This is a genomic window from Paenibacillus sp. MZ04-78.2, from assembly GCF_024213375.1.
Classification (GTDB): Bacteria; Bacillota; Bacilli; order Paenibacillales; family NBRC-103111; genus Paenibacillus_G.
The window spans coordinates 40,363-54,580 of record NZ_JANAVJ010000009.1; the positions used below are offsets into that span (position 1 = coordinate 40,363).

The window sequence follows — 14,218 nt, forward strand, 5'->3', positions numbered from 1 at the left end:
TTGCCGTCGTAAAAGCTGGAGAAAAAGAAATTCCCCTTTAAGCAGACCATAAGTGCGTGACATGGTCAGCTTAAAGGGGATTTATTCTCCTTCGTCACTATACGATACCAATACCTTCATAATCAAAACCAATACTACGCAGTTCGATCGCCGGTAGGAAATTGCGTGTATCCAAAATATACGGAGTTTTCATGGCATCGTAGATTCGTTTCCAATCCAACTGCTGATAGTCCTTCCAATGCGTTAACAGGACGAGCGCATTTGCACGGTCGGCCGTCTCTTCGGCCTGATCGCAGAAGGTCATCGGCAGCTCGCCATGCAAAGCCCGAAACATGGTCATCCCCTTCGGATCGTGGACTCTTATCTTCGCTCCAAATTGCAGCAGCTTGTGAATGATCGGTATCGCTTGCGTTTGACGCGCGTCATCCGTATCCGGCTTAAAGGTCAGCCCCAGAATCCCGATAGTCTTACCGTTCAAGCTTTTCAACTTGTGTTGAATCTTGCTCACACAAAATTGGTACATCTGCTGGTTGGATTCGATTGCCGCTTTAACGATAGCGAGCTCCTTCCCGTATTTTTGGCTGGTCGCCAATAACTCCCCCGTATCTTTGGGAAAACAGCTCCCGCTCCATCCGCTGGATACCTGCAAAAACTTCTCCCCGATTCGCGAATCGAGTCCTATCCCTCTTGCAATATCCGCAACATTCGAGCCGAGCGCTTCGGATAATCGTGCAACTTCATTAATATAGCTAATTTTAACCGCCAAAAACGCATTGGAAGCATACTTGATCAATTCCGCGCTTTTCGCATCGGTTTCGAAATAGACGGCTTTCTGCCGGTTCTTGCAGGCTTCTAGTGGTAAAAGCCTCGTAACATCTTCATCATAGAGCTGTTCAACGAATGGTTTATACAGCTCCCTCATGGTCGTTCTTGCTTTAAGATTTAGCGTGCCAATGACAATGCGGTCAGGGAAAAAAACGTCTTCTAACGCATACCCTTCCCTCAAAAATTCAGGGTTGCTAATGACAGCGAATTGCTCCTCGGCTTTTAGTCCCGATGCCTCTTCGATGATCGTCGCGACCAGCTCGGTCGTGCCGACCGGAACTGTAGACTTGTTGACGATGACTGTGAACCGCTCCGTGTTCAAATGCTCTCCAATGGAACGGGCCGCAGCCTTCACAAAGCGCAAGTCTGCCGTACCGTCGGCAAGCGACGGCGTACCCACGCAAATAAACACAACATCCGCCTCATGCACGTCATCAGCAGTAACGGAAGCCTTCAATGACGTACCGACTTGATGCTGTATAAGAGAATCCAGACCGGGCTCGAAGACCGGACTTCGCCCTGCGTTGATACAATCGACCTTGTGCCGGTCAACATCAATTACGGTTGTAGCATGCCCCGCCATCGCTAAGGCGGCAGCCGTGACACTTCCGACATAGCCCGAACCAACGCATACCACCTTCACGCTCGATCCCCTCCGGCTGCTTCGCTCAACTGCGCACGGTAAATCTCAATCGTTCGTACAAGTCCTTCCTCCAATGTAATTTGAGGTTCCCAATCGAGAAGTTTTTTCGCTTTATCAATGACCGGACAACGCAGCTTCGGGTCATCCTTCGGAAGGTCGTGAAACGTGATGCGGCTGTTCGAATGCGCCAGCTTCTTGACAAGCTCCGCAACATGCAATACCGCGTACTCTTGCGGATTTCCAAGGTTAATGATTTCCCCGGTAGCCGCATTCTTCTCCATCATCCGCATAAGTCCTTGGATCGTATCGTCTACATAGCAAAAAGACCTTGTCTGACTTCCGTCTCCGTAGACGGTGATGTCTTCTCCCCGTATAGCCTGGTTTACAAAATTGGAGATCACTCGTCCATCGTCGTTGCGCAGGTTGGCCGAATACGTGTTAAAAATACGCGCAACTTTGACCTGTACTTGAAATTGACGATAATACTCATAGCAGTATACTTCACCGAGCCGCTTGGCTTCATCGTAACAAGCCCGGGGTCCCCATGTATTGACGTTCCCCCGATACATCTCTTGCTGCGGGTGAACCTCCGGATCTCCATAGGCTTCGCTTGTACTGGTGTACACCATTCTCGCTCCGTTGGATTTCGCCAGCTCCAGCATATGCTTCGTTCCGATGGTGTTGACCGCGATCGTATCCAGAGCGGCCGATTGATAAAACTTAGGCGATGCCGGGGAGGCCAAATGATAAATTTCATCAACCCCTGCCAACGGTTTCATCTCCACCATACTTTCCGATACGACATCCATTTGGATAAACGTGAAGTTGGCATGGTCTCGTATCTCTGCCAGATTGCTAACTCTGCCCGTCAGCAAATTATCTATTCCGATCACCTGGTTTCCGTCGGCCAGCAGCTTTCGGGTCAGGCACGAACCGAGAAATCCGGCGGCCCCCGTCACAATGACTTTTTTCAATGAATCCACCTCAGTCGATCATTCTTCGGCGCTTCCCATAAATTTATGCAAAAAAAGCTTAAATTTCTCGCTTACATCGTCGTTTTTGACAGCCAATTCAACGTTGGCCTGAAGAAAACCTAACTTATCTCCGACATCATATAATTTTCCTTCATACTCATACGCCCATAGGCGTTGTTCCTGTATGAGTTGTTGAAGGGCATCCGTTAACTGAATCTCCCCTCCAGCTCCGACCCGCATTTCCTCTAAAAATTCAAAAATCTTCGGATCTAAAATATACCTTCCAATGATCGCGATATTTGAAGGGGGAGCCTCTGGAGGTTTTTCAATCAAGTCCGTAACCAGGGTCAACTGTTCGCTTATTTGCTTCCCCTGTACAATGCCGTACTTGCTTGTCTCCGACCAATCTACCCGTTGGACTGCGATAACCGATGACTGTTTTTCATGGTAGACATGGAGTAGCTGTTGCAAGCAAGGCACTTGACTATCGACAACCATATCTCCTAATAGAACCGCAAAAGGCTCATGGCCAATAAACGGACGAGCGCACCCAATCGCATGACCGAGTCCGAGTGCCTGCTCCTGCACGACATAATGAATCGTAGCCAGTGAGCTGATGTCCTCGACGAGTCTTAACAATTCCAGCTTATTGCGCTCTTTCAAGATGAATTCGAACTCAAGGTTCTTATCGAAATGATGCTGAATCGATCGTTTGTTGTCTCCGATCACAATGTAAATGTCGTGAATTCCGGATTGAACGGCCTCTTCGACGATATATTGAATCGTCGGCTTATCGACGATCGGCAGCATCTCTTTCGGTATCGATTTCGTCACGGGAAGAAATCGGGTACCAAGGCCGGCCGCAGGAATGACGGCTTTGCGAATCGTTTTTATTCGAACTCCCTCCTTTCACGATGCTCGGCTCATAACATCCTATGAAGAATAGCCCTACTACGCTATCAGCTAATGTACGCATAACGTTGGTTTAGATGAAATTGATGAACTTGCCGTGTCACATCCGATTGGCTAAGCATATATCTTGAAATAGCCTGACTCCAAGAAGGGATGTGACCGCCGATGAGTATTCAAGTAAGCGTCGTTATGATTACCCATAATAAATATCCTCAAAATCTATATTCCCTATATGCATTGGAAAACCAAACCTTTGACCCCAAACAAATGGAAGTCATTCTGGTAGACGATGCCTCGACGGATAAAACGCCAAGACTGCAAAACTATCGTCCGCCATTTCATTTTCGATATATTCGCTGCGAGCAAAATGTGGGGAGATCGAAAGCGAAAAATATCGGGATTGAAGCAGCTACCGGGGAGGTCCTGATCATCATCGATGCCGAAATGATTCTGGACCCTGCTTACGTGAAACAGCATGTTCGCCTCCATCAAGCCGACCCCAATCTGGTGGTAACGGGCTGTGCCAAACATTACAATACCTACACGGTATTGGATAAAAAATTTAATCGTGAACAATTAAAGCTGTTCAGGCGGTTGAACCGTAAAAAAAACTCCCGCTACAGGAGATTGAGAATTCTGCGTATTTTCAAGAAATACTCGAAAATGAGGCTATTTAAGAAGCAGAGCATTTTTCAGCGAAAATACAAGAAATATGCGTACCCAGCTCCCTTCTTTCGAGAGATCATTGACCGCCATGGCGCGCATTATGAAGGATATCATTTGCCGTATATTTTTGTCGTTACCCATAATATATCCGTCAGGAGAAGCACCTTCGACAAAGCTGGACCGTTTGACGAAGGATTTAAAGGCTGGGGATGCGAGGACTGGGAGTTTGGCTACCGCCTGTATCGAAATGGCGTCAAAATTATTGACAACCCCAAGGTGAAGGTGTACCACCAGGAACATCCCCGTAGTCTCGGCAACCAAACGAAAGACGCTTTGATCAATTATCAATATTTTTTTACTCGGCATCCTGAATTTGAAGTGGGCGTACAATCCTTATGCTGGATCGGCAAAAACTTGCTTGAAGTCAACGAACTGGTTATTGAATATAAAGCGATGGTTCATCAGCATCCGCAGCAATACTCCCATCTGATTCAGGCATTTCCTATTTTGTTTGATCAAATTTTCACCTTACGGATTCGCAATTTGCCCGTAACCAACCTCATGAATGCATCCGGGACCATGCGGGATGAGCAGTGGAAGCATGCTTTTTTTGCGGAATTGAATCAACTGAAATCTTCAAGGGAATATCCCAAATTGGTGGCGCTTTTGGAGTCGTTGATCCGCAAATAAGCGAGGAGGATTCATGATGTACATCTCCGTTGTGATGGCCGTATATAACGGCGAGAAGTATATTGAGGAAGCGATCCAAAGTATATTGAATCAAACGTATTCGCAATTTGAACTTGTTATCGTTAACGACGGTTCTTCGGATCGAACGCGGGAGATTCTGGACGCCATTGCCGATGATCGAGTCAAAATGATTCATGCTGAAACGAATCAAGGGGCGGCAGCTTCGCTTAATTTGGGTATCGAGCATGCTTCAGGGGATTGGATTGCCATACATGACGCGGATGATCTCAGCGAACCCACCCGGTTGGAGGAACAGGCCAGCTATTTGCTGTCACACCCTGAAAGTATTGGCGTAGGCTCTTTGATCACAGGCCGCATAGGAAATAAGGTCGTAAGCAACAATGCCGAAGTCGAGTATTACAATCAAATGCTGGAAAGAGAACAAATCTATAAACATCGGTTATTTATGTGCTATTTGTGCCACGGCTCGGTTACGTTCTCGAAAAAAGCTTTCTACGATGCCGGGCGATATAATCCAATGTATAAGATTTCTTACGATTATGATCTATGGCTACGCATGTTCGAAATTGCGCCCATTGAGAAAATCCCCAAAGTCTTATATCACTACAGGCTTCGCGAAGACTCCTTAGGCAAACAAAATACGAAGCAGACGATCACCGAATTAATGACGATATCGTCTCTCCATCTCTACAACAAGCTTATTCGGGAGCAGAGGAAACAACCTGTCCTAACCATTGTAGGTTCAAGAAAAGGATGCTTGTTCTTCAAGAAACGGGTAGGCAATAGGTTCAAAAAATTAAATTATGTCTATGTAAGAACGATCAGAGACTCCAGAAAAATACGTTTACAGAAAAAAAGAAGAACGTTTCATGCGGCCGTGGTATTAAACAACCGGTTATCGAACGGATTAACGCATCGTCTCTTGCGTAGAGGCCCGCGCTGGAGAAGAAAAGTATTTAAAATATGGAATTATAAATATTAAAAATCATGATATTTTCCCGAACCACCCCTCAAGTGGTCCGGGATTTTTTTGAGTTCAGACCTTCCAACGATCTTTATTTTCGTCATAAATCAGTTCCATCATTTGAGGTGCGGGAATTTGAATGCTCCAATTCGGATAATGCTTCCGGAACTTTGACGTATCCGAAATATACCAGATGTGATCGCCTGTTCTAGGTTGGTCGCAGTAGGAATAGTTTAGCTTTTTGCCGGTAATGTGCTGGGCCCATTCGATCGTTTCAAGAATGGAGATGTTCGAATCACGCCCACCGCCAAGATTATAAACTTCGCCCCCCCGCCTTGGATGTTGAAAGAACGCATGAAAGGCAGCGATAACATCGCTCGCATGGATGATATCCCGGACTTGCTTTCCCTTATATCCGAATATGGTGTATGGACTATTCGTCATGGCACACTTTAACAGGTAATTGATGAATCCGTGCAGCTGTACCCCGGATTGTCTGGAGCCGCTTAATACGCCTCCGCGAAAACAGACCGTTTTCAACTGAAAATAGCGGCCGTATTCCTGGACAATAACATCTGCCGCAAGCTTTGACGCCCCAAACAAGGAATGCAAACATTGGTCTACGCTGAGCGTTTCCGGTATTCCATCATAGCAGGGATGGCCCGAATCAAGCTCCCAGCGACTTTCCAGCTCCAAATACGGGAGCTCATTCGGACGGTCGCCATACACTTTATTCGTCGAGGTAAAAATAAACACGGCTTCCGGACAATGCAGACGCATCATTTCAAGCAGATTCAGTGTCCCGCTGGCATTAATATGGAAATCCGTGAGCGGCTCTCTGGCAGCCCAATCGTGAGACGGCTGCGCGGCGGTGTGAATAATGAGCGCTATATCCTGCTTGTACTTTAGAAAGATTTCGCTGAGCGCGTCATGATCCCGTATATCCACGTCATAATGTACATAATTCGCTCCCAGGTTTTTCTCAAGCCGACTTCGGTTCCATCTCGTTGTCCCCTCCGGGCCAAAGAAGTCTTGACGCATATCGTTATCTATGCCAATGACACGATAGCCCAGGCTCGCATAATATTCGGTCGCTTCGGACCCGATCAGCCCGGCAGAGCCTGTGATTACGACAACAGACATGACAACACCTCCTCTAATCGATGGGGATCGATGGACATATCATCGAAACCACTCCAATAATGATGCGGATTTTCTTGATGTCCAATGATCATGTTGTAATCCAACTGCATTACTCTGCTGAGCAACCAGTAATGCGGCTCCATAAAGCTTGGGCTGAATAATTCGATGACCTTGGTGTCCGGCTTGCAAAAAACGAGATTGGCGAGCCCGGCTCCATGCGGTGCAACGACCATTTTGGCGGAATGAAACAATCGGATTTGCCGATCCAACGGTAGGGACTCCAGCTCGACGCTTTGAAAACCGTACTTTTCCAGCAGACCGAATAGGGCATGTTCATTCATAATTCTTCGATAGGAATTCCGTCTGATGTAAATCCGCTCGTATCCAGGTTCATCCCGAATGGCCATATGGGGTAAAAGTACATTTCGAACATACGTGCAAGACCACGAATTTGGCAAATTCACATAGGAGGGAACGATGAGCTTTCGCGCTTGCAGATGAAAAAGCTCATACGGCTGAATGATTTTTTCGGCAGGTATGCCGCATGCGGCAAGCGTGTGAAGCTGAAATGGCAGCCAGTTGTGGTTGACGATATATTTGTCTATTGGGATATGGGTCATTTGCAGCAAATGAACGCGGGCGATCGCTTCCAATAACCAATGATAGTAATTTTTAGCGGCCGGATGGGTAAGCAAAGCTACGGTTTTATCGGTTCGGATCAGTGGCGGCAGCTTATGCTCCTGAAATACGGAATGCTCCGGCGGCATTTTCGCCCATTCAACCGAGACATCCCATAATAGTTTATGGTCGGGTGAGATAACCGCCCGCTCGCCCAAGACCCGTCCGTAGGGCACAATGGCAACAAATGCCTTGTTGCTGAATCTGGATTTATCGACGAGCAATTGCAATTCTTCTTGTTTTCTAACGGTGGGAATCGGAATTTCCGGATAAATAGAGTATAACAACCTTTCATTCTGTGACTGTTTGATCCAATCTAATGTGGATTCGTAAAAACCTGCAGGAGGCATCAATTCGCTTGAACCGGTCATAGTTTCTAGCAGCTCCTTTGGCGGTCAACAACGTTTTCCTACATTTTATGAACACAGCCTTTGAAGGACACGGCTATGGCATAACGGCATCCGCTTTGGGACGAAAATAGGTTCACCAAAAGATTGGAAGCATCATAAAGTACTAGTACATTGTCCAACCAACTTGGAGGAGGAACCGAGTAATGAGGTTTACGAAATATATAAACGGAATTTCATTCTCATGGCTGCAGCCGAACATGTCTCCTAGTTCTCCTATCGACAACATGCTTGATTTTGAGTTAGCGAATACGAAATTACCGGAAGCGGATCAACAAACAAAAGAAAGCTTTTACGAGCTGTGCAAAATACCAAGAATGTCAACCCTCGCCTTGGGAGCCATCATTAATAAAGGCGTATCGCAAATGAACGATCGCCATGCTTTTGTGAACATAGGGGTTTGGCATGGGTTCACATTTCTTGCCGGAATGATCAATAATCCGAATAAAAAATGTATCGGTGTCGATAACTTCTCGGAATTTGGAGGACCGCGAGAGGACTTTGCATCACGATTTTCATATTACAAAAGCGATTCTCATGCCTTCCATGACATGGATTACGTTGACTACTTCATTCATACGCACAACGATCCGATTGGCTTTTACATTTATGACGGTGCCCATGATTACTATAATCAATTAACAGGACTACAGTTAGCCGAACCTTTCTTCGCCGATAACTGCATTGTTATGGTAGACGATACAAACTGGGAACAACCTCGACAAGCTACGCTTGATTTTATGGCCAATAGTGTAAATGATTATAAAATACTCTTTGATTCATCTACCGCTTATAACGGGCATCCTACCTTTTGGAATGGTGTGACCCTATTCCAAAAAAGTTAACGAAAACAAACCATTTGACTTGCTTCAAGCAGTCAAGTGGTTTGTTCGTTCCGGAACAGCTTTTCAATTCCCCGATCCAGTGTAATTTTCGGCGACCGCCCTCCATAAGCTCCCCTTCAAGCTCATAGGCCGGCAAGTGTGATTAGCTGTAGCAATTGGTCCACATTTACCGTATAGTCCAACTTTTCATGATTTTTTTCGACGTGAGTAATCAAGTAATAATAATCCAACTGAACATGATTGCTGACCATCCAGAAGTAGGCGGGCATATATTGGGTCGAAAACAGCTCGATGACCTTCGTCCCCGGCTTGCAAAATACCAGATTGGCAAGGCCGGCGCCATGCGGAGCAATGATAAATTTAGCGCAAGAAAATAATTGGACTTGCTCGGCAACCTTCATAGAATCCAGCGTCACTTTTTTAAATCCGAGCGCAGCCAATTGATCGACGATTTCTTCCTCATTGATGACTCTGCGGTGCCTGGCATACTCCCGGCTAATGTAGATGTATTCGTGCTGCATCGAACAATCGTTATGGCTTGGATGCAGGAATGTAGCTCTAAGAAAATCACAAGGCCATTTGGGAATGACACGCGGTTTGATAAACGTGTTAGTGTTTAAACTATAGCTGTTTATTATGGAAGGAACGACGAGCTTGCGGGCTTGCAGGTCAACCCGGCTATCGATTATTTTTTCGTTGGGAATTCCAAGAACGGCAAGCGTTTCGTCTTGAAAGGAAGGAAACCATTGACGATTCAAGACAAATTTATCGATCCGAAAACCGCTTTGGCGCAGCAATTCCAATCGCGGCAATACGTCGAACATCCAATGGAAATAGTTAAAAGAGGAACAAAAGGCGAGGACAGCGACAGTACCCGGAATATATTGAAAAGGGCGTGATTTCCAGGTCCGATAGGCTTTCCGTTTTTTTATGGGTTGAAGATGCTCGGCGTTAAATTCAAATTCAAAGGAAACATCTTGCAGAAGCTTATATCTTGCTGAGAGGATGTAAGCTTTTTTGCCGCATACACGGCCATATTTTAGCACGGCGACAAAGGCGGCGGGCGACTTTACCGTACGGGCCCGAAAGTCCTCGTATAGTTCGGGAACGAGTCGTTTCGCTTCCGAAAAATGAAGGATCTGACCGCGATAATACCTTTTATAATGTTTTCGGACGCGCAGCTTTGACCGGGAATACCTCGCCATAAGATACTTCCACGTTGTACGGAAAAACCAATCTGGATTTCTCCTCACGAGCTTTCTTTTACGTATGTCCATCACCCCATTCATCCGCTGCAATTTGCTAAGATTATATGCAGCACCGTACTCGGACTATGACGGGGATACGAACCTGGCGGCCGCTATTCCATCGATTGACAGAAGAGAGGAAAGGGAGTATCATCTTTAGTACTTAGTACTAATACCTGCACATAGCACTAAATTTCATAACCATTTCATGAATGAGGTGACCTTTATGAAATCCCATTTCTCTTCCTCTCCCGCTATGCTTTACCGCTCCCGTATTACCGCCATCGGCAGCTACGTCCCCGAACGCCGTCTGACGAACGCCGATCTGGAGCGCATGGTGGAAACCAACGACGAGTGGATCGTGCAGCGGACCGGCATCCGTGAGCGGCGCATCAGCGCGCCGGAGGAGTATACGAGCCACTTGTGCATCCGGGCGGTGCAGCAGCTTGCCGACCGCTACGGCGCCGTGTTGGACGATGTCGATCTGCTTATCGTCGGCACCAGCACGCCGGATTTCGCTTTCCCTGCAACCGCTTGTCAGGTTCAAGCTCATTTCGGCATGAAGGGAACGACCTCCTTCGATTTGAGCGCCGCGTGCGCCGGGTTCGTCTACGGCCTGCATCTGGCTGACGGGATGATCGCTTCCGGCCTGCACCGCAAGGCGCTCGTCATCGGAGCCGATGCCCTGTCCAAGATCACCGATTATACGGACCGTACGACGTGCATTCTATTCGGCGACGGCGCCGGAGCGGTCCTGCTTGAGCGGGACGATTCGGACGATTCCGGCCCGCAGTTTCTCGCTTATACGGGCGGTACCGACGGCAGCGGCGGGCCTCACATTTATCGCTCCCTGCTTGCCGATCACATGAACGGCAGCCCGGTCAATACGAGCGGCAAGCTTGTCCAGAACGGCCGCGAGGTGTACAAATTCGCCGTTCAGACCATTCCGAAAGGCGTGAACGACCTGCTGAGCCAAACCGGCTTATCTACGGATGCCATCGACTGGTTCGTCCCGCACAGCGCCAACCTCCGCATCATCGATTCCGTATGCGAGAAGATGGGGATTCCTTCGGAACGGACGCTGCATACGATCGAGAAGTACGGCAATACGTCTGCGGCTACGATTCCGCTTGCGCTGGAGGAAGCGGCCCGGGAAGAGAAGCTGAAGGACGGCGATACCGTCCTGCTGTTCGGCTTCGGCGGCGGGCTCGTTTACGGCGGCCTGCTGCTAAGCTGGAAGGCGCTATCTCCCAAAGCATAGACACGTGAAAAAGAGTCCGTCCTTCCTCCTTGAGGCTAAGTACGGACTCTCTTCCTTAAGACAACCTTGCTCACTTCTTTGCCAAGCCAAGGCCTGCCCGGGATTCCGCGCCGCAAGCGGCGTATGCGGACCCCGGTCATTTTCACGGCGATTTGGCGCTTTTCGAGACGTGCAAAGAATGCACTCCGCCTTTCTAATATCCTATGCGCCCGAAGCGCCTTGGACCACGGTATTGGCCCAGTCGGTTCATATAAAAGCATGCGGATCGACGCCCCATTTATCGATAAACTTTTGGCGGTTCGTTTTCAGCAAGGCCTTGATTTTATCCCGGCTTTCCAATTTGAAGCTGGCGCTGCCGCGGTGGTAGATGAACGCATCCCCCGCGATAAACAGACGGTATCCGGCTTGCCGGGCACGGTAACAATAATCGTCGTCTTCAAAATGCCCGGGCGAAAACCGCTCGTCAAGCTCCCCGATCCGACCCATCAGCTCCCGTTTGAACAGGAAGCACAGTCCGACGATCCGCTCCGTCTCACGCCATTGGAGGCTGTCCGGCCGATTCATACGCGCCGCCATATCGGCAATCGAGGTGAAAGGCTCCTTGATCTGCTGCTTGCCGCTGGCATAGTTCGTCATCGGCCCGACAATGCCGACATCGTCGCTGCTGTAGAGGCAGCGCATCATATTCTCCAGTGCGCCTGCCGTCATCTGCGTATCGTTGTTGAGCAGCATCAGCGCATCGCCTGTAGAGACCCGCAGCCCGAAGTTGCAGGCAGCGGGAAACCCGCGGTTGCCGGGCAGCGAAACGAGCTTGACTTTATGCTGAAGGCACAGCCGGAGCGACGGGTCGGAGGAGCCGTTATCTACCACGATCACTTCGTGAGGCATGGTTACGTGCTGCCGAATTGACTCCAGACATGGAGACAGCCACTTGGCCCCGTTATAATTCGGAATAATGATACTAACGGTTTCCATTAGGAATCGCCTCCGATATAGTGTCGTTTGCGCATCACGTCCGGATAAACGAGCCGCTCGCCCAACTGGTCGCCAGCCAGCTTCAACGCTTCCAGGTGGTCGCCGACGATCATGGAGGCGACCGGACTGCGGCGGCCCCTGTTTAGCTTCCGCCGCTTGTTGCCCCGGATGACGTTCACCTGGCCCGCCTTGCCGACCCGCAGCTTCTGGAGTACGGCCAGCGCGTGCGCTTTGGGCGGCACCGACAGCAGCTCAAGGCCCAGCGTCTCTACCGCCCGGCGCGACAAGGCGTGCGGTATCGCCGTGAGCGAGCTGGCCTTCAGATCCGGCCTGCCAAGCGCCGAGTTTAAAAATTGCTTCATGATCGTGACGGAATCTTGACGGCCAAAACGTCTCAGGTACGGCTGGACATTGTTGAGCGCTACGTCCAGTCCTTTTTCGATTCCGTGAACGAAGGGCACGAGCTTCTTCGCCGGAATCGGTATGTCCCCGTCGGTGAAGAGCAGGATGTCGGCCTGAGCCAGCTTGGCTCCGACCGACCTTCCTACATCGTGACCAAGCGCCTGCGGATAAGACAACACAATAGCCCGGGAAGCCGCTCTGGCTTTGCGGAACGTATTGTCGATTGAGCCGTTGACGATCACATAAATCTCGTCCGTGAGCCGGCTTGCTTCCTTCAGCACGGCGGCTATCGTGCGTCCTTCGTTCTTGGCCGATACGATAACGGCTACCGTGCGCTCCGTCGGGAGCGGCACCCAGTTGGGCGCGGGCCGGTTCATGCCCGCGAAGAAGCCCCGGACGTACCCGGCGGCAGCTTCGTGATAGCGGCCCCCCGGGTAACCGGTCAAGCCGCGCTCCTTCACCCGCGCTGACCAGCCCCGGTTCAGCAGCCGGCGCAGCCCTCTCGCGCCGTCCGGAGGATTGGGCGGCGCATCCTTGCGGCCGAGCCGAAACCCGAGCCGGTAAGCGGCACTGCCATAAGCCCGCTTCTTCCGCGCAGGCTTCTTGCGCGCAGGCGCGGCCGATACGGTCGCTTTGCCGCTCTCTTCCGGCGGCTGCATGCGAATCTGCCGGCCTCGAACCGCCGGATTGTCAACCAACATCGCCTGTTGCTGCCTCATCGATGAAATCACCTCACGCTGTTGCGGTTTCGCATCAAATCGTTATGGGGCCCTCGTTCGCCCGTCGTCGTGAGCAGCCAGTGAACCGCCTCCAGATGGTCCCCTACGATCAATTGACCGACCGTATCGGTGCCAAGCGACGTCCATTGCCGCTTGCGCAGCGGATTCAAGCGGCCGACCGGCACCAGATGAGCCGGCCTTACGACAAGCCCCTTTTGCACGGCTATCGCGTGCGCCTTGGGAGGCACCGCCAGCGCTCCCGCTCCGATCGCTTCAAGCGCCTTGCGGCTGATCGCATGAGGAACCGTCGTCATCGAGGTTCCCTTCAGATCGGGCCTGCCGAGCGCCGCATTCAGCGCGTGCTTCGCCAGCACGACCGGATGGGGCCTTCGTTTATGGATCGGTCCCAGATAGCGGTTCAAAGCCACATCCACCCCGCTGTGCACCGCATGAACGAACGGTCTCAGATCGCGCGCGGGAATGACCATATCGGCGTCGACGAACAGCAGGATTTCCCCGTTCGCGCGGCTGGCTCCGATGCTGCGTCCGACGTCGTGGCCGAGCGGCTCCGGGAAGCTGATGACCCTCGCGCCCATCGATTCGGCGATTTGCTCCGAGCCGTCGGTCGAGCCGTTGGCCACGACGATGATTTCCAGCTTCTCCGCCCCAATCTTCGCCACTTCCCGGAGCACGGAAGGCAGCTTTTCTTTCTCGTTGATCACCGGGATAATAACCGAGACGTTCGCCGTCCGTACCGCAGCCGCCTCCAGTATGGTTCCTCCCCGCTTCCGAGACTTGCGACTATGTCTCACCTGAGCTTCCCCCTCTCCATCAAACGACTCTGCG

13 protein-coding genes are annotated in these 14,218 nt (G+C 50.2%); 4 read left to right on the forward strand and 9 right to left on the reverse strand.

Annotated features, from left to right (window positions below; all coding sequences use genetic code 11):
* Positions 1 to 97: 97 nt before the first annotated feature.
* The 3 genes from NLX71_RS09480 to galU are packed head-to-tail and all read right to left on the reverse strand — an operon-like array spanning position 98 to position 3,336.
* Positions 98 to 1,468: a UDP-glucose dehydrogenase family protein gene (locus tag NLX71_RS09480; RefSeq protein WP_254363360.1), complete on the reverse strand. Its 1,371-nt coding sequence runs from the start codon at positions 1,466 to 1,468 to the stop codon at positions 98 to 100.
* The gene (locus NLX71_RS09485) at positions 1,465 to 2,442 is read right to left on the reverse strand and encodes a UDP-glucuronic acid decarboxylase family protein (RefSeq protein ID WP_254363361.1); all 978 of its coding nucleotides are present in this window, start codon (positions 2,440 to 2,442) and stop codon (positions 1,465 to 1,467) included. The genes NLX71_RS09480 and NLX71_RS09485 overlap by 4 nt, the downstream gene beginning before the upstream one ends.
* Before the next feature lie 18 nt (positions 2,443 to 2,460).
* On the reverse strand, positions 2,461 to 3,336 hold the full coding sequence (gene galU, locus NLX71_RS09490) for a UTP--glucose-1-phosphate uridylyltransferase GalU (RefSeq protein WP_254363461.1): 876 nt from the start codon (positions 3,334 to 3,336) through the stop codon (positions 2,461 to 2,463).
* Between the two features lie 207 nt (positions 3,337 to 3,543).
* On the opposite strand from galU, the gene NLX71_RS09495 reads away from it, so the two are divergent.
* Together NLX71_RS09495 and NLX71_RS09500 are read left to right on the forward strand one after the other, a co-directional pair.
* A complete protein-coding gene (locus tag NLX71_RS09495) occupies positions 3,544 to 4,710 on the forward strand; it encodes a glycosyltransferase family 2 protein (protein WP_254363362.1) in 1,167 nt (388 codons plus the stop codon).
* A 16-nt stretch (positions 4,711 to 4,726) separates the two neighbouring features.
* Positions 4,727 to 5,713 carry a glycosyltransferase family 2 protein gene (locus NLX71_RS09500; RefSeq protein WP_254363363.1) on the forward strand — a complete coding sequence of 329 codons (987 nt, stop codon included), beginning with the start codon at positions 4,727 to 4,729 and terminating at the stop codon, positions 5,711 to 5,713.
* A 54-nt stretch (positions 5,714 to 5,767) separates the two neighbouring features.
* Here the strand turns inward: NLX71_RS09500 and NLX71_RS09505 are convergent, their stop codons facing one another.
* Positions 5,768 to 6,838, reverse strand: a complete 1,071-nt coding sequence (locus NLX71_RS09505) for an NAD-dependent epimerase/dehydratase family protein (protein WP_254363364.1) — start codon at positions 6,836 to 6,838, stop codon at positions 5,768 to 5,770.
* Positions 6,823 to 7,887: a glycosyltransferase family 61 protein gene (locus NLX71_RS09510; RefSeq protein ID WP_254363365.1), complete on the reverse strand. Its 1,065-nt coding sequence runs from the start codon at positions 7,885 to 7,887 to the stop codon at positions 6,823 to 6,825. Before NLX71_RS09510 ends, NLX71_RS09505 begins: the two co-directional genes overlap by 16 nt.
* A 182-nt stretch (positions 7,888 to 8,069) precedes the next feature.
* On the opposite strand from NLX71_RS09510, the gene NLX71_RS09515 reads away from it, so the two are divergent.
* A complete protein-coding gene (locus NLX71_RS09515; RefSeq protein ID WP_254363366.1) occupies positions 8,070 to 8,768 on the forward strand; it encodes a class I SAM-dependent methyltransferase in 699 nt (232 codons plus the stop codon).
* Between the two features lie 122 nt (positions 8,769 to 8,890).
* On the opposite strand, the gene NLX71_RS09520 is transcribed toward NLX71_RS09515, so the two are convergent.
* On the reverse strand, positions 8,891 to 10,045 hold the full coding sequence (locus tag NLX71_RS09520) for a glycosyltransferase family 61 protein (protein ID WP_254363367.1): 1,155 nt from the start codon (positions 10,043 to 10,045) through the stop codon (positions 8,891 to 8,893).
* Between the two features lie 196 nt (positions 10,046 to 10,241).
* Between NLX71_RS09520 and NLX71_RS09525 the strand changes: the two genes are divergently transcribed.
* Positions 10,242 to 11,276, forward strand: a complete 1,035-nt coding sequence (locus NLX71_RS09525) for a ketoacyl-ACP synthase III (protein ID WP_302058155.1) — start codon at positions 10,242 to 10,244, stop codon at positions 11,274 to 11,276.
* A 246-nt stretch (positions 11,277 to 11,522) separates the two neighbouring features.
* Here NLX71_RS09525 and NLX71_RS09530 read toward each other — a convergent pair whose 3' ends face one another.
* The 3 genes from NLX71_RS09530 to NLX71_RS09540 are packed head-to-tail and all read right to left on the reverse strand — an operon-like array spanning position 11,523 to position 14,184.
* The gene (locus NLX71_RS09530) at positions 11,523 to 12,251 is read right to left on the reverse strand and encodes a glycosyltransferase family 2 protein (protein WP_254363368.1); all 729 of its coding nucleotides are present in this window, start codon (positions 12,249 to 12,251) and stop codon (positions 11,523 to 11,525) included.
* Positions 12,251 to 13,372: a glycosyltransferase family 2 protein gene (locus NLX71_RS09535; RefSeq protein ID WP_254363369.1), complete on the reverse strand. Its 1,122-nt coding sequence runs from the start codon at positions 13,370 to 13,372 to the stop codon at positions 12,251 to 12,253. Before NLX71_RS09535 ends, NLX71_RS09530 begins: the two co-directional genes overlap by 1 nt.
* 8 nt (positions 13,373 to 13,380) lie before the next feature.
* Entirely contained in the window at positions 13,381 to 14,184 is an 804-nt protein-coding gene (locus NLX71_RS09540; protein ID WP_254363370.1) for a glycosyltransferase family 2 protein, read from the reverse strand.
* Between the last annotated feature and the right edge of the window lie 34 nt (positions 14,185 to 14,218).